General features: G+C 71.7%; 14 protein-coding genes. 2 read left to right on the top strand and 12 right to left on the bottom strand.

Features of this window, described 5'->3' with window-relative positions:
* Positions 1–37 precede the first annotated feature (37 nt).
* The 6 genes from ACIBJB_RS07805 to ACIBJB_RS07830 all read right to left on the bottom strand — a co-directional run bounded on the left by ACIBJB_RS07805 (position 38) and on the right by ACIBJB_RS07830 (position 5,746).
* Positions 38–1,012, bottom strand: coding sequence for a phosphotransferase family protein (locus ACIBJB_RS07805; RefSeq protein ID WP_398927592.1), 975 nt, complete (start codon positions 1,010–1,012; stop codon positions 38–40).
* Positions 1,009–2,211, bottom strand: a complete 1,203-nt coding sequence (locus ACIBJB_RS07810) for an acyl-CoA dehydrogenase family protein (protein ID WP_398927594.1) — start codon at positions 2,209–2,211, stop codon at positions 1,009–1,011. The genes ACIBJB_RS07805 and ACIBJB_RS07810 overlap by 4 nt, the downstream gene beginning before the upstream one ends.
* Positions 2,212–2,264: 53 nt before the next feature.
* On the bottom strand, positions 2,265–3,410 hold the full coding sequence (locus ACIBJB_RS07815) for a thiolase family protein (RefSeq protein ID WP_398927596.1): 1,146 nt from the start codon (positions 3,408–3,410) through the stop codon (positions 2,265–2,267).
* The gene (locus ACIBJB_RS07820; RefSeq protein ID WP_398927598.1) at positions 3,407–3,787 is read right to left on the bottom strand and encodes a Zn-ribbon domain-containing OB-fold protein; all 381 of its coding nucleotides are present in this window, start codon (positions 3,785–3,787) and stop codon (positions 3,407–3,409) included. The genes ACIBJB_RS07815 and ACIBJB_RS07820 overlap by 4 nt, the downstream gene beginning before the upstream one ends.
* Positions 3,788–3,792: 5 nt before the next feature.
* Positions 3,793–4,581: an enoyl-CoA hydratase/isomerase family protein gene (locus tag ACIBJB_RS07825; RefSeq protein WP_057614564.1), complete on the bottom strand. Its 789-nt coding sequence runs from the start codon at positions 4,579–4,581 to the stop codon at positions 3,793–3,795.
* 109 nt (positions 4,582–4,690) lie between these two features.
* Entirely contained in the window at positions 4,691–5,746 is a 1,056-nt protein-coding gene (locus tag ACIBJB_RS07830) for an alcohol dehydrogenase catalytic domain-containing protein (RefSeq protein ID WP_398927600.1), read from the bottom strand.
* A 164-nt stretch (positions 5,747–5,910) separates the two neighbouring features.
* Here ACIBJB_RS07830 and ACIBJB_RS07835 point away from each other — a divergent pair, with 164 nt between their 5' ends.
* The gene (locus ACIBJB_RS07835) at positions 5,911–6,774 is read left to right on the top strand and encodes a 3-hydroxybutyryl-CoA dehydrogenase (RefSeq protein WP_398927602.1); all 864 of its coding nucleotides are present in this window, start codon (positions 5,911–5,913) and stop codon (positions 6,772–6,774) included.
* A 69-nt stretch (positions 6,775–6,843) separates the two neighbouring features.
* Here ACIBJB_RS07835 and ACIBJB_RS07840 read toward each other — a convergent pair whose 3' ends face one another.
* The 6 genes from ACIBJB_RS07840 to ACIBJB_RS07865 all read right to left on the bottom strand — a co-directional run bounded on the left by ACIBJB_RS07840 (position 6,844) and on the right by ACIBJB_RS07865 (position 17,429).
* On the bottom strand, positions 6,844–8,790 hold the full coding sequence (locus tag ACIBJB_RS07840) for an FAD-dependent oxidoreductase (protein ID WP_398927604.1): 1,947 nt from the start codon (positions 8,788–8,790) through the stop codon (positions 6,844–6,846).
* 12 nt (positions 8,791–8,802) lie between these two features.
* On the bottom strand, positions 8,803–9,936 hold the full coding sequence (locus ACIBJB_RS07845; RefSeq protein ID WP_398927606.1) for an acyl-CoA dehydrogenase family protein: 1,134 nt from the start codon (positions 9,934–9,936) through the stop codon (positions 8,803–8,805).
* A 57-nt stretch (positions 9,937–9,993) separates the two neighbouring features.
* On the bottom strand, positions 9,994–11,562 hold the full coding sequence (locus ACIBJB_RS07850) for an aldehyde dehydrogenase (RefSeq protein ID WP_398927608.1): 1,569 nt from the start codon (positions 11,560–11,562) through the stop codon (positions 9,994–9,996).
* A 42-nt stretch (positions 11,563–11,604) separates the two neighbouring features.
* Positions 11,605–15,543: an ATP-binding cassette domain-containing protein gene (locus ACIBJB_RS07855; protein WP_398927610.1), complete on the bottom strand. Its 3,939-nt coding sequence runs from the start codon at positions 15,541–15,543 to the stop codon at positions 11,605–11,607.
* 11 nt (positions 15,544–15,554) lie between these two features.
* The gene (locus tag ACIBJB_RS07860; RefSeq protein ID WP_398927612.1) at positions 15,555–16,424 is read right to left on the bottom strand and encodes a branched-chain amino acid ABC transporter permease; all 870 of its coding nucleotides are present in this window, start codon (positions 16,422–16,424) and stop codon (positions 15,555–15,557) included.
* Between the two features lie 204 nt (positions 16,425–16,628).
* Positions 16,629–17,429, bottom strand: a complete 801-nt coding sequence (locus ACIBJB_RS07865) for an SDR family NAD(P)-dependent oxidoreductase (RefSeq protein WP_398927614.1) — start codon at positions 17,427–17,429, stop codon at positions 16,629–16,631.
* A gap of 111 nt (positions 17,430–17,540) precedes the next feature.
* Here ACIBJB_RS07865 and ACIBJB_RS07870 point away from each other — a divergent pair, with 111 nt between their 5' ends.
* Positions 17,541–18,581 carry an NAD(P)-dependent alcohol dehydrogenase gene (locus ACIBJB_RS07870; protein WP_398927616.1) on the top strand — a complete coding sequence of 347 codons (1,041 nt, stop codon included), beginning with the start codon at positions 17,541–17,543 and terminating at the stop codon, positions 18,579–18,581.
* The last annotated feature ends 32 nt before the right edge of the window (positions 18,582–18,613 follow it).

Raw genomic sequence — 18,613 nt, forward strand, 5'->3', positions numbered from 1 at the left:
GCTGGGGTATGCCTGGGGTGTGCCTGGCGGGTGCGGGTCAGCCGAGGATGTCGCGCGCCGTGCGGATCATCGCGGCGATGGTCGGCGGCAGTCGCTCCTGGTCCGGGTCGTGGTGCTTGCCCTCGCGGTGCCGGCGCAGGTTGTGGCCCATGATCGCGGCCATCTTCATGCGGCCCAGGGCGCGGAACCAGTCCATCGCGGGCATCGCGGGGCCGCCATCGCCGTAGGCGTCGAGGAGTTCGGCCTCGGTGGGCAGGCCGGGCACCGCGCGGCCCAGCTGCGGGAAGTTGCGGTGGTCGGCGAAGAGCAGGAACCAGCCCAGGTCGATGCGCTGGTCGCCGACGCTCCAGATCTCCCAGTCGACGACCGCCACCGCGCGCTCGCCGACGCACAGCACGTTCCCGAGCCGGAAGTCGCCGTGCAGCAGCACCGGCGGGAGGCCGTCGGGCACGTCGTCGGCGAGGCGCTTGAGCAACTCCTCGCCTCCCGGCCGCAGTTCGGAGGGTACGGCGTGCAGGGTACGGCTCCAGCGTTCCAGCTCGCCGGCGGCGTCGAGTGGTTCGGGTGCGTCGAGTCCGGGTGTGTCGACGTCGGTCTCGTGCAGCCGCCGCAGCACGGCGGCGATCTGCAGCATGCGTGCCCGTGCCGTGGCGGCGGGCACCTCGGGTTCGTCCAGGACGGGCTCGACGGCCTCACCGGCGGCGAAGTCCATGGCGAACCAGGCCGGTTGGGTATCGTCGACGGCGGCGACACCCGGCACCGGCACCGGGGTTCCGGCGAGGGCGCCCAGCACCCGGGCCTGGCGCAGGACGTCGTTGCGCCCGACGGGCCGCTGCCCGGGAGGCACCGCCTTGATGACGTACGCCGCCTCGCCCGCGCTCACCGCATACGTCAGCCCCGAATGCCCGCCGGGCAAGGTCCTCAACTCCCCCACGGGCGCCCCCGGATGGCGGCGGGCCAGAGCGTCACGGACCCGTGCGGCCAGCTCCGACACCTGCGTGGCCGTGCTCATCGGACGGGCTCCTTGGGCAGGCCGAGCACACGCTCGGCGAGGATGTTGTGCTGGATCTCGTCGGTACCGCCCGCGATGCTGTAACCGGGCGCGCCGAGCAGGTGCTCGGTCCAGGCGTACGTGCCCCACTCCCCCGTGTCGGCGACGAGGCGCGGCCCCAGCAGCTCGGACACCAGGTCGCTGGTGCGGCGCATGGTCTCGGTGGCGTACAGCTTGCCGACCGAGGCCTCGGCTCCGGGTTCGCGTCCGGCGACGAGGGCGCCGGTCACCCGCAGTCCGATGAGCCGCTGCACGAGGGCGCGGAGGTAGAGGTCGGCGGCCTGCCGCTGTTCGCCGCCGGTGAGCGGGCGGGGCAGGTTCCTGGCCAGGTCCAGGGCCCGGTCGGCGTTGTCGAGGCCCAGGTTTCCGGAGTCGAGCCGTTCGGCGGCCAGCACACTCAGTGTGACCCGCCAGCCCTCGCCGACCGGTCCGAGCCGGTCGGTGTCGGGCACGATCACGTCGTCGAGGTAGACCTCGTTGAAGCTGGCCCCGCCGGTCATCTGCTGGATGGGCCGTACGGTCACGCCCGGCGCGTCCATGCGTATCAGGAAGACGGTGATGCCGGCGTGCTTGCGGACGTCCGGATCGGTGCGGCACACCGCGACGCCCCAGGTGGCGACCCCGGCCCCGGAGGTCCACACCTTGTGGCCCCGCAGCACCCAGTGGTTGCCTTCACGCACCGCCTTCGTGCGCACCGCGGCGAGGTCGGATCCCGCCTCGGTCTCGGAGAAGAGCTGGCAGGCCAGCTCGTCTGTGCGCAGCATGGGTCGCAGCCAGCGCCCCTTCTGTTCGTCGGTGCCCCAGATGCCGATGGCGGGGGCGACGAGCTGCTGGGTCACGGGGAAGATCTCGGTGCGGTGCGGCACGTCGAAGGCCGCTTCCTCGGTGCGGTAGAGCTGCTCGTAGTACGCGGGCAGCTCGCGGCCTCCGTACGCGGGCTGCCAGTTGAGGGCGCCCCAGCCCTGGTCGTAGCGGGTGCGTTCCCATTCCTGGGTGCGGGCGGTGTGCTCGCGTTCCTGCTGCTGCGTCCAGTTCTCGAACACGGCGACGGAGTCGGAGCCGCTGCCCCACGCCCCGTCGGCGGTGCGCGGGCGGGCGACCGTGGCGAGCCACTGCCGGGCCTGCGCGCGGAACTCGTCGGGGTCCGGGATACCGCTCATGTCCTTCCTCTCCTTCCTCCGTCGCGGATCCTGTCGCGGCTTTCCGTCGCGGATCAGCGGGACAGCACCGTGCAGGCGCTCACGCCCGGGGCGCCGTACACATGGGTGAAGCCGACCCTCGGTCCGCCCTGGACCTGGCGTTCGCCGGCCCGGCCGCGCAGTTGCTGGACGACCTCATAGACCTGGCGCAGGCCCGACGCCCCGATGGGTTCGCCGTTGGCGATGCAGCCGCCGTCGGTGTTGACGGGCAGGGTGCCGCCGATCTCGGTGGCGCCCGAGGCGATCAGCCGCTCCTGTTCGCCGTTCTCGCAGAACCCGCACTCGGCCATGTGCATGATCTCGGCGCCGCTCTCGGTGTCCTGGAGTTGGCACACGTCCACGTCCCCGGGGCCGAGCCCCGCTTCCTCGAAGGCGGCGGCGGAGGCGTCGCGGCTGACGCTGGTGAGCTCGCCCCCGGGGATCCAGGGGCTGAACACCTCGAACGAGCCGAAGCGGCGGGTGCGTACGGCCGCCGAGCGCAGGGTGACCGACGGGCCGTCCAGGGTGCGGGCGACCTCGGGCGAGCACAGGACGAGCGCGGCGGCGCCCGCTCCCGGCGAGCAGAACATGAAGCGGGTCAGGGGATCGCTGACCATGCCGGAGTCGAGGATCTCCTCGGCGGACACCGGCTTGCGCCGCCAGGCCTCGGGGGTCAGGCCTCCGTTGCGGTACGCCTTCTCGGCGACCAGAGCGAGGGTCCGCGGCGTGATGTGGTGGTCGTGCATGTAGCGCTGGATCTTCATGCCGAAGAACTGGGTGGTCACCATCAGTCCGTCGCTGCCGTACTCGGCGCCCAGTCCCCAGTCCTCGGGGCGTGGGTCGAAGGCGCCGCGGGGGTGTTTGTCGAAGCCGACGGCGAGGACGACGTCCGCCATGCCGGAGCGGATCGCGTTCACGGCGGAGACCAAGGCGCTGCCGCCGGTGGCGCAGCCGTTTTTGACGTTGACGAACGGCAGCCCGGTGAGGCCGAGTTGGGCCACCAGGGTGTCGGCGAGCCCGGCGCTGTCGCTGCCGCCGAACGCCGCTCCCACCCGTGACCACTCGATGCCGGCATCCGCCAGGGCGCTGTTCACCGCGCCGACGGCCAGTTGGCGGCCGCTTGCCTCCGTGCGGCCGAACGGGGTGCGCCCGGCACCGCAGATCAGGACGTCGGCGCTCATGCGCTCCCCTTCTGGCCGGTGGTGGGGCGGGCCCGTGGAACCCCTTCGTCCGCGGTCACCGTGAGGGGCATGCCGATGCGGACCTCCTCGAGGTCGTCGACATCGAGGACGGCGGCCACCCGTACGCCGTCCGGCAGTTCGACGTAGCCGAGCGCGAAGGGCACGAAGCCGCCCGGTGGGGCCTGGTACGGCGGTGACTTGGGTGCGTAGCGCTGCACCGTCCAGGTCCACAGGGTGCCCGCGCCGGACAGGGCCGCCGGGTCGGCCGGCCCTCCGCAGCGCGGACACGCGTCGTCCGCGGGGTAGACCGACACCGAGCAGCCGGAGCAGCGTGAGCCCTGGAGTGCGGTCGCCGGACTGCGCGGATCCGTGGTCATGCGGATCAGCGCCCCTGCCACTTGGGCTCGCGCTTCTCCAGGAACGCCGAGACGCCCTCGGCGGCGTCCTCGGAGTTGAGCGCCACGCCCACGGCGAGGTGCTCCATGACCATCAGCGACTGGGTGTCGGCGTCCAGGCTGCGGTCGATGGTCATCTTGGTGAGCCACATCGTGAACGGGCTCTTGTCGGTGAGGTCCCCGATGAAGTCCTCGACCGTCTCGTCCAGCTTGTCGGCCGGGGCGGACTTGTTGATCAGGCCGAACTCGGCGGCCTCGATGCCGGACAGGAGCTTGCCGGTGAGCATCAGCTCCTTGGTCTTGCGGATGCCGATCATGCGCGGCACCCGGTAGATCGGACCGGCCCCGCCGAACAGCGAGCGGCGGATGTGGAAGTCGCCGATCTTGGCGTCGTCCGCGGAGATGGCGAAGTCGCAGGAGATCATGATCTCGAAGCCGCCCGCGGTGACGTAGCCCTCCAGGACCGCGACGGAGGGGGTCTTCATCGAGTAGAGCCGGTCGCAGACCTTCGCGGACTTCACCGCGACGTCGATGGCGTTCGACTTGCCGACGAAGTCGGCCTTCAGGCTGTCGAGGTCGAACCCGGAGCAGAAGGTGCCCCCACGGCCGCGGAACACCAGGACCCGCAGCTCGGGGTCCTCGTCGACCTCGGTGATGATCTCGTCGAGCCGGTCCAGGATCGGCACCGTGACGCAGTTCTTCTTCCACGGTCGGTTCAGCCAGACGCGGGCGACATGACCGTCACGCTCGAACTGGATTTCGTCTTCCACTGCCATCTCAGATCCTCCAAACTGAACTGAATTCACTACGAGTCTGAGGAGGGGTTGATCGACTGTCAACCCCCTGGTCGACATTGCCGCGGCGGACATCCGCCCTCCGCCCGGCTCAGCTCCCGCTGCCGTCCGGAATGTCCACGAGGACCTTGAGCCGTCGCGCGTCCCGGACGTCGTGCAGCCCGGCGATGGTGTCGCGGAGGGGGATGTGGTCGAGCCAGCCGTCGGTCGGGTAGTGGCCGCTCGCCATGTGCTCGATGACCCGCTCGAAGACCCCGTCCGGGTAGGCCTCGCAGCCGAGCAGGGCGAGTTCGGCCAGGCGCACGACGGACGCGTCGATGGCCACCGGGCCGGAGTACAGGGCCACCATCACCACCGGCGCCCGGGCGGCCAGCGAGCGGATCGCGGCGTTCAGGGCACCGGCCCGGCCCGAGCATTCGACGGCGGCGTCCACGCCATGGCCCCCGGTGAAGGCCATCACCTCCGCGGCCACGTCGACCGCGCCGGGGTCGAGCACCTGGGCCCCGTGCCGTTCGGCCGCCGCACGGCGTGCCGGCGAGGGCTCCACCATCAGCACGTCCTGGACACCGTGCGCCTTGAACGCGAACAACGCGCCCATCCCGACCGCGCCCGCGCCCGTCACCAGCGCGCTGCCGCCACGGGGCACGCCGGCCCTCTCCACCGCGTTCAGGGCCACCGCCATCGGCTCCACCAGGGCGCCCTGCTCCAGCGGGACACCGTCCGGGAGTTGATGCACCGAGTCGGCCGGCACGACCACGTACTGGGCGAGGCCGCCACCGGGGGCGGTCACGCCGATCGCCGCCAGGTCCTTGCACAGGTGGGACAGTCCCGACGTGCAGCGGGGACACACTCCGCAGGTGCGGATCGGCCGTACGCAGACACGGGCGCCGAGCGCGACCCGGTCGACCCCTTCACCGCAGGTCACCACGGTCCCGGCGAACTCGTGCCCCAGGGTCTGCGGGAGCGTGGCGCCGGTGAGCGGGTTGGGCACGTGCGTGGCCCGCGGCGTCTCGAAGTACTCGTGCACATCGGTGCCGCAGATCCCCGCGTACGCGACGCGGATCTTCACCTCGCCCGGCCCCGGCTCGGGCTCGGGCATCTCCTCGATCCGCAGATCCTTGGCTCCGTACAGCCTGGCGGCCAGCATGCTTCCTCCTCGGTGTCGGCCCCGTACGACACTCCCGAGATTGCCACTGAACTGAACTAACTTCAATAGAGTGCTTGAGTCCCTCACCTACTTCGGTTCAGTATGGAAGGGCGCAATCCGGGCGGCGACTCACTTCGCCGGCCCTCGCCCACGGAAGGACGTGCATGAACGACATCTCCCGCCTCGGCATCGTCGGCTGCGGACTCATGGGCTCCGGCATCGCCGAGGTGGCCGCCCTGCGCGGCCTCGACGTCAGCGTCGCCGAGTCGACGGCCGAGTTGGCCGCGGCCGGCCGCGAGCGCGTCACGGCATCCCTGGACCGCGGTCTGCGGCGCGGCAAGCTCGGCGAGGCCGACCGCGACCGGGCCCTGGCCCGGTTGTCGTTCACCCATGACCTGGGAGACCTGGCCGACCGGCAGATCGTCATCGAGGCCGTCGCCGAGAACCGGGAGGTGAAACTCGACGTCTTCCGTCAGCTCGACAAGGTGGTCACCGACCCGGAGGCCGTCCTGGCCACCAACACCTCCTCGATCCCCGTCGTCGACCTCGCCGTCGCCACCGGACGGCCCGCCCAGGTCGTGGGCCTGCACTTCTTCAACCCGGTACCGGTGCAGAAGCTGGTCGAGGTGATCCCCGCGCTCACCACCGTCCCCGGCACCGTGACCCGCGCCCGCTCCTTCGTCGCCGAGCAGCTCGGCAAGGAGGTCATCGAGGCGCCCGACCGGTCCGGGTTCGTGGTCAACGCGCTGCTGGTGCCGTTTCTGCTCGCCGCGATCCGCATGGTGGAGTCCGGGGCCGCCCGGCCGGAGGACATCGACCACGGCATGGAGCTGGGCTGCGCCCACCCGATGGGCCCGCTGCGGCTGCTCGACCTGATCGGCCTGGACACGGCACAGGCCGTCGCCGAGTCCATGTACGACGAGTTCAAGGAACCCTTGTACGCCGCTCCCCCGCTGCTCCAGCGCATGGTCGCCGCCGGCCACCTGGGCCGTAAGAGCGGCCGCGGATTCTACGGTTACGAGGCCTGAGCAGACGGCATCCCTTCGTGTGAGCCGGCCGCTGGTGGTCCAGTGGCCGGCTCACACACGATCGCTTGCTCACCGTGTCCCCGACGCGACCGCCTCCGCGGCCGCACGCCCCTCCGCGAGGGCGTGCGCGATGCGGCGCGGCACCACACAGTCGCCGATCGCGCGGACGGTCCGGCCGTCGGCCGCGGTGAAGTCCGGGCGTCGCGGGCGGCGTTCGCCGACGGTCACCAGGATGTCGGCGGCGAGGGTCGTCTCGTGGCCGTCCATGACGTTGCGCAGGCGCAGTTCGCCGGCCGTCGTGGCCGCCACGGTGTTCATCACGGCGATACGGAGCGGCGCGCCGGACAGGCGGTTCATCAGCTGGGTGCGGTTCTCCGGTGACAGGCCGGTCGCGAACCCGGTGCCGGGGGTGATGACCGTGACCTCGCGAGCACCGGCCGCCAGCGCGCTCTCGACGGCGCTGATGCCCTGCCACCAGCCGAAGCCGTCGTCCAGGACGGCCACCCTGGGCGCCCGCGGCACGAGGTCGGCGTACCGGTCGAGGAAGTCCGTGCTGGTGAGCGTGGGCAGCTCGCCCGGTACGGGGACGGCCGTCTCCTCGGCGCCGGTGGCGAGCACGACCTGGGCGTACTCGGCCAGTTCGGCGGAGGTCACGGACGTACCGAGCAGCACGCGCACGCCGAGGTCGGCGAGCTGGTCGCGCTGGTAGGCGACGAGTTTGTGCCAGCCGGAGCGGTTCGCGGCGAGTGCGGCGAGACGTGCTTGACCGCCGGCCTCCCGGGCACGGTCGTAGACGGCGACCTCGGCGCCGGTGCGGGCGAGGGCCATGGCGCACTCCATGCCCGCGGGGCCCGCACCGAGAACGGCGACAGGCCCGGTGCGGGATGCGCGCCGGGTGAGCAACAGAGGTATGGCCGGGCGGGAGGTGGCTCCCGGCGGGCCGAGTTCCGGGTTCACCGAGCAGGATCCGGTGGGCTCGAAGGTCCGGCAGCCCTCGTTGCAGCCCGTGCAGGGGCGTACGGAGCGCTCGTCGCCCACGATCGCCTTGCGGGCGAAGTCCGGGTCCGCCATGAAGGGCCGTGCCATGCCCACCAGATCGGCGCCCGAGTCCAGCGCCCGCTCGATGTCGGCCACCGACCGGAACCCCTGGCTGATCAGCAACGGCACCGCCACCGCCGTCCGCAGCCGGGCCACCGACTCCAGCAGGGGCGGGCTGGTGGTGGCCATGCCGGGGACGTAGGTGTTGCGGACGCCGGTGGTGACGTTGGCGTAGGCAAAGGGCGATGCCTCGTACAGGCGCGGAAGCAGCTCGGTCAGGTCGTCCAGGCCGAGCCCGGAGTTGTCGCCAGGCTCCACCGATAGCCGTACGCCGATGGGGAGTCGGCCGATCTCGGTGTGGATGGCGTCGATCACCTGGGCGAGCAGGGCGATGCGGTCGCCGTACTCGTCGTCGCGGGTGTTGTTGACGCGAGAGAGGAACTGGGCGAGCAAGTAGCCGTGGCCTGCGTGCAGTTCGATGCCGTGAAAGCCGGCCTGCACACTGTTCGCCGCCGAGACGCGGAAGGCCTCGACGACTCGGCGCACTTCCTCCGTGCTCAGCGGGTGGGGCGCGGTCGCCTCACGGGGGGAACGGACGGCGGCGGCGGAGACCGGTGGGTAGTAGGTGCCCGCGCCGAGGGTCTCGCGACCGAGGTGGACGAGCTGGGCGATGGCGACGGCGCCGCCTTCCGTGATGGCCTCGGCGCGGCGGCGTACGGCGTCCTTGATCTCGGGGCGCCACGCCTCCGTCAGGTAGCGCTGCGGCAGGGTCGACTCGGGGGCCACGGCGGTGCCTCCGGTGATCACCATGCCGGCGCCGCCCCGCGCCAGGCGCCGCCAGTAGGCCGCGTCGGTGTCGGTGGGGGCGCCGTCGGCGACGGCGGCGATGGCGTGGGCGGTGGCGACCAGGCGGTTGCGGAGGGTGAGATCACCGAGGGTGAACGGCGTGGCGAGGGTGAGGTCGGTGTTGGGTGTCATGTCCGTGCCCGTTCAGGCCGCGGGGCGCGTGGTGAGACCGACGAGTTCGGCGAGTCGGGTGCGGTGGTGGTCCGCGGTGCCGAACAGCACCTCGCTGCTGCGTGCCCTGCGCACGTAAAGGTGTGCCGGATGCTCCCAAGTGAAGCCGATCCCGCCGTGCAGCTGGACGTATTCGGCCGTCGCCAGGCGGTAGGTCTCGGAACAGACCGCGGCGGCGGCCCTCGCGGCCACCGGCAGTTGCGGTGACGCGAGGGCCACGCAGGCGGTCGCGTACGCGGATGCCGAGCGCGCCGCCTCCAGTGCGACCAGCACGTCGGCCAGGCGGTGCTTGACCGCCTGGAAGGAGCCGATGGGGCGCCCGAACTGCTCCCGCTGGGCGACGAATTCGACGGTGGCGTCCAGCGCGTGGCCGCTGCCGCCGACCTGCTCGGCGGCGAGCGCGGCCCGCCCGACGTCGAGTGCCGCCGTCACCTCACCCGACTCGCCCACGGGGGTGGCCGGTGCGCCACGGAACTCCACCAGCGCCTGGCGGCGCGTCTCGTCCAGGACACGGCGAGGTGTCCGCGGGCAGGTGTCCTGGTCCGGCTCGCAGGCGAACAGCCGCGCGCCCTCGGTGGTTTCGGCCCGGACCACGATCAGATCCGCGCCGGCTCCGTCCAGGACGAAGTCGGCCGCCCCGCGCAGCACCCACCCCGGCCCGCTCCGCTCGGCGACGATGCCGGGCTCGACCTCGTCGAACCCGGCCACCGTCGCGGTGAGCGTGCCATCCGCGATCCGCGGCAGATAGCGCTCGCACGCCTGCCGGTCCCCGCTGTTCAGCAGGGCGTGCGCGGCGAGGACCAATGTGGGGAGCAGCGGTCCGCAGTACAGCGCCCGCCCGGCCTCCTCCAGCGCGACGGCGAGTTCGGCGAAGGTGAAGCCCGAGCCGCCGAACTCCTCGGGAATCGCCAGACCGTGCACCCCGATCTCACCCGCGAGCCGCGCCCACAGCGTCTCGTCGTGTCCGCGCGGCGTGGCCAGGTGCTTGCGGACCTCCTCGGGACCGCTCTCCTCGGTGAAGAAGTCCCGCAGGACGGTGCGCAGTTCCCGCTGTTCCTCGGTCTCGGACAGCAGTTGGGGGTCGATGCCGGGGTGACGGTGGTGCATGGCGTCTCCATCGTGCTCGGGTGTCGGAGAGGGAGTGGGCGACTGACGGGGCTGAGGTCAGCCGGCGGAGCCGCGCGTCCCGGGTCCGGTTCCGTGCGGGACGTTCCTGGTGACCGACTCCGGAAGCTGTTGGCTGGGGTCGATCGAGATCGTCTTCGTCTGGAGGTACTCCTCCACGGCGTAGGGACCGTGCTCTCGACCGATCCCCGACCTCTTGAACCCGCCGAACGGCGAGCCCAGGTCGGCTGCGAATGTGTTGACCGAGAACGTGCCGGTGCGCACGCGTCGGGCGACCTCGAAGCCGTGTGCCGCGTCCGCCGTGAACACGGAGCCCGCCAGCCCCAGGTCGCTGTCGTTGGCGATACGGATGGCGTCGTCCTCACCGCGGTGGGGGATGAGCGAGGCGACGGGTCCGAAGATCTCCTCCCTGGAGACTCGCATCTGGTTGTTGGCGTCGGTGACGAGTGTCGGCTCGTAGTACCAGCCGCGCTCCAGGTGCGACGGGCGGCGGCCACCGTAGGCGATCGTCGCGCCCTCCTTGCGCGCCACATCGACGTAGTACTCGACGCGTTCGCGCTGGCGCGAGGTGACCAGCGGTCCGACGACGGTGTCGGCTTCCATGGGGTCGCCGACCTTGAGCGACGCGAAGCCGTCGGCCAGGGCCTCCGCATAGGCGCGGTACTGGGACTCGGGGACGAGGAGTCGCGACAGGGCGACGCAGCTCTGGCCCGCGTTGGTGCCGGCGGTGGCCCCGACGAGGGTGGGCAGTACGTCCTCCGGCTTGGCGTCCTCGAGGACGATGGCCGCGGACTTGCCGCCGAGCTCCAGCACGCACGGTCGGACGAGTTCTCCGCAGGCCGCCGCGATCTTGGCGCCGACGTCGGCCGAGCCGGTGAAGCTGACCATGTCCACACCGGGGTGGCGGACCAGGTACTCGGACTCCGGTGCGCGCGCCGCGACGATGTTCAGGACACCGGGCGGCAGGCCGATCTCCTCGCAGATCTCACCGATGACGAAGATCGCCAGCGGGTTGGGTTCGGTGACCTTGACGATGACGGTGCAGCCCGCGACCATCGCCGGCCCGGCCTTCTGGCCGATCGCCGGGAGCGCGAAGTTGTACGCCGGGAAGCTGGCGACCACGCCGACGGGTTCCTTGACGACCAGGCTGGCACCCGCCATGGGGATGATGCTGCCTCCTGCCGACTTGCCGGCGAGGGAGGAGAGGTCGCTGATGCGCACCTCGGCGGTCTGCAGGCTTCGGCCGATCTCGGCGGCGTAGTTGAAGCTCATGACGGGCGCCACGGCCTGGTAGACCTGCGACAGGAACAGCGTGCAGCCGAGTTCTTCGGTGATCAGCTCGGCGAGCTCGGTCTGCCGCCTCTCGATGCCGTCGGCCAGACGCGAGAGATAGCCGGCTCGCTCCGCGGGGGTGAGCCGGGGCCACTCCCCTTCGTCGAACGCGCGCCGGGCCGCGGCGACCGCGGCGTCGATGTCCTCCCTGGAGGCGGCCGGGACGCTCCCGATGCGCTGCTCCGACCTCGGGGAGATCACGTCGAAGCGGTCCGCGCCCGAGGCCGCTCGCCACGCCCCGTCGATGAAGAAGGCCTTGTGATCGATCGTTGTCATCTTTGACTCCTGCGAGGGTGGTGAGGTCGTCGACCGGCGTGGTCAAGGACGATGAGCTGGTTCGGTGGCGGTCTCCGCGGCAGTGAGGCCGAAGACGAGGGCCGCGGCGAGGCCGCCCGCGTACGCGCGGTGCCACAGGCCGCCGGTGTCCGATCCGGCGGCGAGGAGTCCCGGGACCGGCCGTCCGTCTTCGCCGAGGACGCGGGCCCGGTCGTCGATGCGCACGCCGTGGAACGGGAAGGTGATCGCGGGCACCGTCTCGATGACGTAGTACGGCGGTTCGTCCAGCGGCAGGCCGTCCAGCTCCCGGCCGGGCGAGGGCGCCGATCCTGCCGAGGCGTGCTCGTTGAACAGCTTGACGACGTCGCGGACGGTCTCGCCGTGGTAGCCCCATTCCTCGGGCAGGTAAGCCAGTTCGTCGAGGTCTTCGGCGAGCCCGACACGGCCCCCTCGTCTGCTCGCGAGGGCGAACTTGTCGACGGCGACGGCCCCCTCGACGTAGGAGCCGGTGATCCAGTCGCGGAAGACGCGGGCGTCGGCGATCAGGAGACCGCGGCTTTCGGGCTGGTCGAGCAGTGCCATGGCCGTGAGGTGGTCGCCCAGCGTCTCGTCGGCGAACCGCTCGCCCCGCAGATTGAGGAGCAGGGCGTGCTCGCTGTAGTAAAGCGACATGTCGACGAAGTCGGCCGGGTCGGCGAACGGGATGCCGCTGGGAATGAGGTGGCCGTAGAAGCCGGCGTCGTCGGGACCGGTCGCCGCGCCGGCCTGGGTGGCCAGACGGTAACCGCCGCCACGGCTGTGAGGGTTCGAGCGGAGTTGCATCCGGTCGGCGTGGGGGTGCACGTGCGCGGTACGGAGCGCGAGGTCGCCCTGGAAGCCGCCGGTCGCGACGAGTGTGGTGCGGGCGCGCAGATGGTTGGGTGTGCCGTCGGTGGCTCTGAGGTCCGCTCCGACCACGGCTCCCCGCTCGACCACCAGTTGTTCGGTGTCGGTCTCCAGCAGCAGTTCGCCGCCGCCTTCGACGATCAGTTGCCGACAGGTGCCGATGTAGTGGTTGGTGTCGAACTGGTGCCCGCGGCCGAAGCTGAGGACGCGTTGTGCGTCCTTGGCCTCCACGCCGAGGGAGCGGATCCAGGAGATGCCGTCGGCGAAGCGGTCCACCAGTGCCCGCTTCAACTCACGGTCGCCGCGCGGGTTGTGCTGGTCCATGACTTCGTGGTTCGGGGCGGTCCACGCGTAGCCGGCGAAGCGTGCCGAGCCGCCGATGTCCGCGCCGATCTCGACGATCGTGACGGACAGGCCGCTGCGGACGGCGCGGGCGCCGGCGGTCAGCCCGGCCATTCCCGCGCCGATGATCAGCAGATCCACGTCTTCTGCGCGCACGCCACTCTCCTTGGGGGCTGAAGGAACCTCGCTACGGGATGTGGGCTGTCTCAGCCCTGTGGGACCGGTACGGCGGCATTCCTCCCCGTCGAAGTAGGCCTGTTCGGCGCGGGCGAGGAAGGTCGGGTCGGCGGGTTCGCCCCGGACCGCGATGCCGCCCTCGTGCAGCACGACCACCTCGTGGCAGGCGGACGCGGCGCGGCCGAGGGACTGCTCCAACAGGACGATCGTCATGCCCTCTCGGGCGAGGCGGCCGATACGGGCGTACACCTCGTCGACCATCGCGGGGGACAGCCCGAGCGCCGGTTCGTCGACGATCAGCAGGTCCGGCCGTGCCATCAGGGCCCGGGCGATCGCCAGGACCTGCTGCTCGCCTCCGGAGAGCCCGGCGGCCGTCATCCCCATGCGCTCGCGCAGTCGCGGTGGCAGCCACTGCGTGGTCTCCGCGAGCCGCGCTCGCAGCTCGGTCCCCCGGATGCCGGCGGCGTAGGCGGCGACCTCCAGGTTCTCGCGCAGGGACAGCGTCTTGAACAGGGCGCGGCCCTCGGGCACCAGCGCGGTGTGCAGGTCACCCGCGGCGTTGCGTCGGCCCCGGGTGGGCGGGAGCGTCCCGTGCAGTATCCGGCCCAGGGTGCTCTTGCCCGCGCCGTTGGCGCCGACGACTCCGAGCACGCTGCCCCGGGGGACGGTGAGGCCGACCTCGCGCAGCGCGGTGACCCCGCCATAGGCGTGTGCCACGGCGTCGAGGTGCACGGCGGGGTTCTCGGTGCCGTCGCGGGCGGGGAGTTCGTCCCGCGTGCTTCCTTCGCCGAGGTAGGAGGAGCGCACGCGCGGGTCGTCGAGGATCTCGCCGGGTGTGCCCTCGCCGATCGGCCGACCGAAGTCGAAGGCGACCACACGGTGGGCGACGGCGAACAGGTCGTCGAGGACATGGTCGATGATCACGACAGCTGTGCCGTGTTCCTGTTGGCGCACGATCTGCCGTGTCAGCAGCGTGCGTTCGGTGGCGTCGAGGCCGCCGAACGGCTCGTCCAGGATGAGCAGTCCGGGTTCCTCGGCGAGCGCCCGGGCGAGGTCGAGTCGCTTGTGGAGGCCGAACGGCAGCTCGGCCGGGTAGCGGTCCGCGACGTGCGCGAGACCGAAGCGGTCCAGGAGTTCGGCGGCCCTTTCCCGGTCGTGTGCGGTGATACGGCGACGGGTGCAGAGCACGTTCTCCAGGACGGTGAGCTCGGGGAACGTCTCGGCGTGCTGGAAGGTGCGCCCGATGCCGAGCCGGCGGCGTGCGGTGGCACGGCTCTTCAGCAGGGACTTGCCGGCGTAGTGGGCGCTGCCCGCCACCCGTCCGCCGCCGACGAGTCCGGACAGGACGTTCAACAGGGTCGTTTTTCCGGCGCCGTTGGGCCCGATGACGGCGAGCGTCTCGCCGGCCCGCACGGACAGAGAGGCACCCTCGAGTGCCTTGAGCCCGCCGAAGGTGACCGCGATGTCCTCGAGGCGCAGCACTTCGTCCGCGGTAGCCGACGGTGCCGGCACCCGCTGCGGGGACTCCTCCGACGGCTGCACCGGGGTCGTGGGGTGCGCGGACGGTCGTCGCAGCAGTCGGCGCGCGGTCCGTCCGAGGAAGGGCACCACTCCGCCCGGCAGGAACAGCAACGCGGCGATGAGGACGACCCCCTGGAGGATCGGCTGCGCCAGTCCCGCGCTCTCCGCCACCGTTGGGGCCCAGGTCAGGTATGCGCCGCCGACGACCGCGCCCAGCAGGGTGCCCGCGCCGCCGAGCACGCACGCGGAGATGAGCGCGATCGAGAGTGCCAAGGAGAAGGGGTCGGGGCTGACGAATCCGACGACCAGGGCGAGCAGCACGCCCGCCAGTGCGGCGAACACGGCACTGACCGCGAAGGCCAGCGCGGACTGGGCCTCGGGTGCGATCCCGATCGAACGGGCGGCCATCGGATGGGACTTGGCGGCGACCAGTCGCATCCGCAGGGCGCTGGGCCGGGCCAGCGCGGCCGCGGCGAGCGCGATCCCGGCCGCGCCCACCGCGAGGTACTGCGCCTGGGTGCCGGCGCTGGCCAGCGTGCCGAGACCGAGGGCGCTGTGCAGTTTCTCCATGGGGATGCCCTGGTCGCCGCCGGTCACTGCGGTCCACTGGCCCATGACCTCCAGCGACACCATGGTGAACGCGAGCGTGAGCAGCGCGACGTACAGCATCGAGAAGCGGGCTCCCGCGGCTCCCAGGAAGGCCCCGAGGGCCGCTGCGCACACGGTCGCGCCGAGCAGCACGAGCTCCAGTGACCAGCCGTGGGTGCTGCCGTACGCCGCGAAGTAGGCGCCCAACGCGAAGAACGCGGGGTGGGCGATCGACCAGATGCCCGCCCAGCCGGCGAGCAGATTCACCGAGAGGACGAGGATCGTGTAAACGGCCGCGAGACCCACGGAATACGCCTGGTAGGGCGGGATGGCCCCGGTGTTCAGCACGATGAGGAGCACGGCCGCAGCGAGCGGCCCGAGCACCGCCTTGGCGACGGTGGAACCACTGACGAGGGAGAGGGTGGAACGGCTGAGGAGGGAGTTGCTGGAACGACTGACGAAGGACATGGACCGCTCCCTCAGACCCGCTGGAAGGTGCGTACGCCGAACAGCCCCTGTGGGCGGATCAGCAGCACGAGGATGGTGAACGAGAAGACGAACGTGTCGCGGTAGCCGGCCGAGACATAACCTGCCGCCAGGTTGTCCAGGACGCCGACGGTCAGTCCGCCGATGACGGCCCCGTACATGCTGGTCAGACCGCCGAGGAAGATCCCGGCGAAGGCGCGGAACAGCGGTGCGCTGAGCACGGTCGGCACCAGTCCGGCCCGGGGTGCGTACAGGAAGGCGGCGAGTGCCGCGAGGCCGAGCCCGAGGGCCCAGGCGATCCGGGCGATGCGCTGGGAACCGAGACCGAGGATGCGTGCGGTGTCGGCGGACTCGGCGACGGCGCGCATCGCGGTGCCGATGCTGGTGCGTCCGAAGAGATACGCGACCAGGGCCATGGCGACGGCGGCCACGGCGATGGTGAGCAGGCTCTGTGCCGGTACGGCGGCGCTTCCGAGGGAGACGGAGCCCTCCACCAGGCTCGGGAAGAGCCGTGGCTGGTCGTCCCAGATCGTGCTGATGGCGCTCTCCGCGATGAGCGAGACGCCCATGGTCATGACGAGCGCCGAGAGGAGTTCGCCCTGTGCGAGCGGCCTGATCACCGCTTCCCGGGCGACCAGGCCGACCGCGGCGGTGGTGACGATGGCGGCCGCGGCGGCCAGCAGCAGGGGCCAGCCGCGCTCGTTCAGCGCCAGTGCGGCGTACAACCCGATGGTCGCCAGGCTGGCGAGGGCGAAGTTGACCACGTCGGTCGCCCGGTAAATGATCACCAGCCCGAGGCCCATGAGGCCGTACACCGCACCACTGGCGAGACCGCTCACCAGGATGAGCAGGAACTGATCCACGTCGACCGTCTCCTCGCAGTCCTCGCATCCGCACCCGCGCGCCCGGCACGCTCAGGGCCACTCACGCGCTTTACAAACTGAACTCAATTCATGAACCGTAAGCAACAGGCCGGGGAGGGGCAATACCCGTGCACGGGTTGGTTCGAGCGCTTTCGACCATGGAGAGCCCGGCCCTGCCCCCCAGGTCCGGCCTGCCCCGTGCGATCAGGTCGTGAAGCGGCCCCCGTTGGCCAGCAGCACCGCGCCGACCAGGTTCGCCGAGGCCTCGCTCGCGAGGAACAGGGCGATGTCGGCGATCTCCTCGGGCGTCGCGTACGGGCGCACCCGGGGGTCGGCGAAACCGCTGCGCAGGACCTCGGGCGTGCGCGCCGCCATCCCGGTCTCCGTCGGGCCGGGCGCGACCACGTTCACCCGGATCCCGGACGCGATGACCTCCTTGGCCACCGCCTGACTCAAGGCATGCACCCCCGCCTTGGAGGCCGCGTAGTGGGGATAACCGACCGGCGTGTCGAAGGCCGAGGAGGAGCCGATGACGACGATCGCACCCGCGCCCACCGGCCGCATCGCCCGTACCGCGGCCCGCAGCACATGGAAGGTGCCGTCCAGGTTGACGCGCATGACACGCCGCCAGCCCGCGTCGTCGAGCCTGTCGGTCACCTCGATGGGCCGCCCCTCGACCAGGGCGTCCGCGATGAGCTGCTTGGCCTGCGGGTCGTCGACGCCCGCGGCGTGCACGACGATGTCCAGCCGCCCGTGTTCGCGCAGTACGTCCTCGACGACCGCGTCGACCGCGGCGGCGTCCGACACGTCGAGCGACGCCGCACGGCCGGCCGCCAGCTCCTTCGCGACGGCCTCGACCCCCTCACCGTTCACGTCCGCGACGACCACGGCCCGCGCCCCCTCCGCGGCCGCCTGCCTGGCGACCGCCGCCCCCATCCCGGAGGCGGCACCCGTCACCAGGACGACGCTGCCCTCGAACCGGGCCCCTCGCTCGTTCCCGTCCATCCCGCGCACTCCCTTTCGACCGCCTGACGGCGTCGACCCAATCGCTACTGAACTGACTTCACCTCTGTTACCGTCACCAGCGGCCAACTGACAAGACCCGGGACGGTGTGCATGCAAGCGGTGCGGCTTACTGAATGGGGACGGGAACCGGAGCTCGCCGAGCTGGAGCGCCCGGTGCCGCGCGGGGCCGAGGTGGTGGTGCGGGTCGAAGCCGCGGGGCTGTGCCAGTCCGACGTCCATGTCGTCGACGCGGCCGAGGGAGCACTCCCCTACCGGCCGCCGTTCACCCTCGGCCACGAGGTCGCCGGCCATGTGGCGGCTCTCGGCCCCGACGCCGAAGGAACGGCGGCCGGTGAACGCGTGGTTGTCTACGGCCCGTGGGGCTGCGGGAACTGCACCCGCTGCGCCGCCGGTCGGGACAACTACTGCGACCGCCGGGGCGACCTCGGCTGGCACGGGGCCGGGCTGGGCCGGGACGGAGGGATGGCCGGGTACCTCCTCGTCCCTTCCGCCCGCCATCTGGTGCCGATCGGCGACCTGTCCGCCGCGCAGGCGGCACCACTCTCCGACGCGGGCCTGACGTCGTATCACGCCCTCGCCGGAGTGCGGCACGCGCTCGGCGAGAGCAGCGTCGCGCTGGTCATCGGTGTCGGCGGGCTCGGGCACCTGGCCGTCCAGATGGTGCGTGCGACCACCCCGAGCCGGGTGCTGGCGGTCGACATCCGCGAGGAGGCGGTGGACCTCGCCCTGCGGTCCGGCGCGCATCTCGGCGTCCCGATGGGGGCGGACACGGCCAAGGTGCTCAGGGCGGAGACCGGCGGTGTGGGAGTCGACGCCGTACTCGACTTCGTCGGCAACGAGGCGACGTTCGCCCTCGCCGTCCAACTGCTGCGCCCCGGCGGGGAACTGGCGGTGGTCGGCAGCGGCGGCGGCCGGCTGACGGTACGCAAGCCGGGCTTCCTTCCCGCCGGCTTCCGGCTCTCCCTGCCGTTCTGGGGCACCCGCCCCGAACTCGCCGAGGTCATCGCCCTGGCACGCGCGGGCTCACTCCACGTCGAGACGGAGCAGTTCCCGCTGTCCGCGGCACCCGAGGCGTTCGACCGGCTGCGCCAGGGGCGGGTGCGAGGCCGCGCGGTTCTGCTGCCCTACTGACACGTGCCGCCCGCCTCTCCGCCGATCGACGC

The sequence above is a fragment of the Streptomyces sp. NPDC050759 genome, from assembly GCF_044456945.1.
GTDB lineage: Bacteria > Actinomycetota > Actinomycetes > Streptomycetales > Streptomycetaceae > Streptomyces.

What these genes read in the sequence shown, in the direction of transcription:
- ACIBJB_RS07855 (WP_398927610.1), bottom strand. Translation starts at nt 15,543, where the DNA reads ATGTCCTTCGTCAGTCGTTCCAGCAACTCCCTCCTCAGCCGTTCCACC.
- ACIBJB_RS07805 (WP_398927592.1), bottom strand. Translation starts at nt 1,012, where the DNA reads ATGAGCACGGCCACGCAGGTGTCGGAGCTGGCCGCACGGGTCCGTGAC.
- ACIBJB_RS07820 (WP_398927598.1), bottom strand. Translation starts at nt 3,787, where the DNA reads ATGACCACGGATCCGCGCAGTCCGGCGACCGCACTCCAGGGCTCACGC.
- ACIBJB_RS07870 (WP_398927616.1), top strand. Translation starts at nt 17,541, where the DNA reads ATGCAAGCGGTGCGGCTTACTGAATGGGGACGGGAACCGGAGCTCGCC.
- ACIBJB_RS07815 (WP_398927596.1), bottom strand. Translation starts at nt 3,410, where the DNA reads ATGAGCGCCGACGTCCTGATCTGCGGTGCCGGGCGCACCCCGTTCGGC.
- ACIBJB_RS07840 (WP_398927604.1), bottom strand. Translation starts at nt 8,790, where the DNA reads ATGACACCCAACACCGACCTCACCCTCGCCACGCCGTTCACCCTCGGT.
- ACIBJB_RS07825 (WP_057614564.1), bottom strand. Translation starts at nt 4,581, where the DNA reads ATGGCAGTGGAAGACGAAATCCAGTTCGAGCGTGACGGTCATGTCGCC.
- ACIBJB_RS07845 (WP_398927606.1), bottom strand. Translation starts at nt 9,936, where the DNA reads ATGCACCACCGTCACCCCGGCATCGACCCCCAACTGCTGTCCGAGACC.
- ACIBJB_RS07830 (WP_398927600.1), bottom strand. Translation starts at nt 5,746, where the DNA reads ATGCTGGCCGCCAGGCTGTACGGAGCCAAGGATCTGCGGATCGAGGAG.
- ACIBJB_RS07810 (WP_398927594.1), bottom strand. Translation starts at nt 2,211, where the DNA reads ATGAGCGGTATCCCGGACCCCGACGAGTTCCGCGCGCAGGCCCGGCAG.
- ACIBJB_RS07850 (WP_398927608.1), bottom strand. Translation starts at nt 11,562, where the DNA reads ATGACAACGATCGATCACAAGGCCTTCTTCATCGACGGGGCGTGGCGA.
- ACIBJB_RS07835 (WP_398927602.1), top strand. Translation starts at nt 5,911, where the DNA reads ATGAACGACATCTCCCGCCTCGGCATCGTCGGCTGCGGACTCATGGGC.
- ACIBJB_RS07865 (WP_398927614.1), bottom strand. Translation starts at nt 17,429, where the DNA reads ATGGACGGGAACGAGCGAGGGGCCCGGTTCGAGGGCAGCGTCGTCCTG.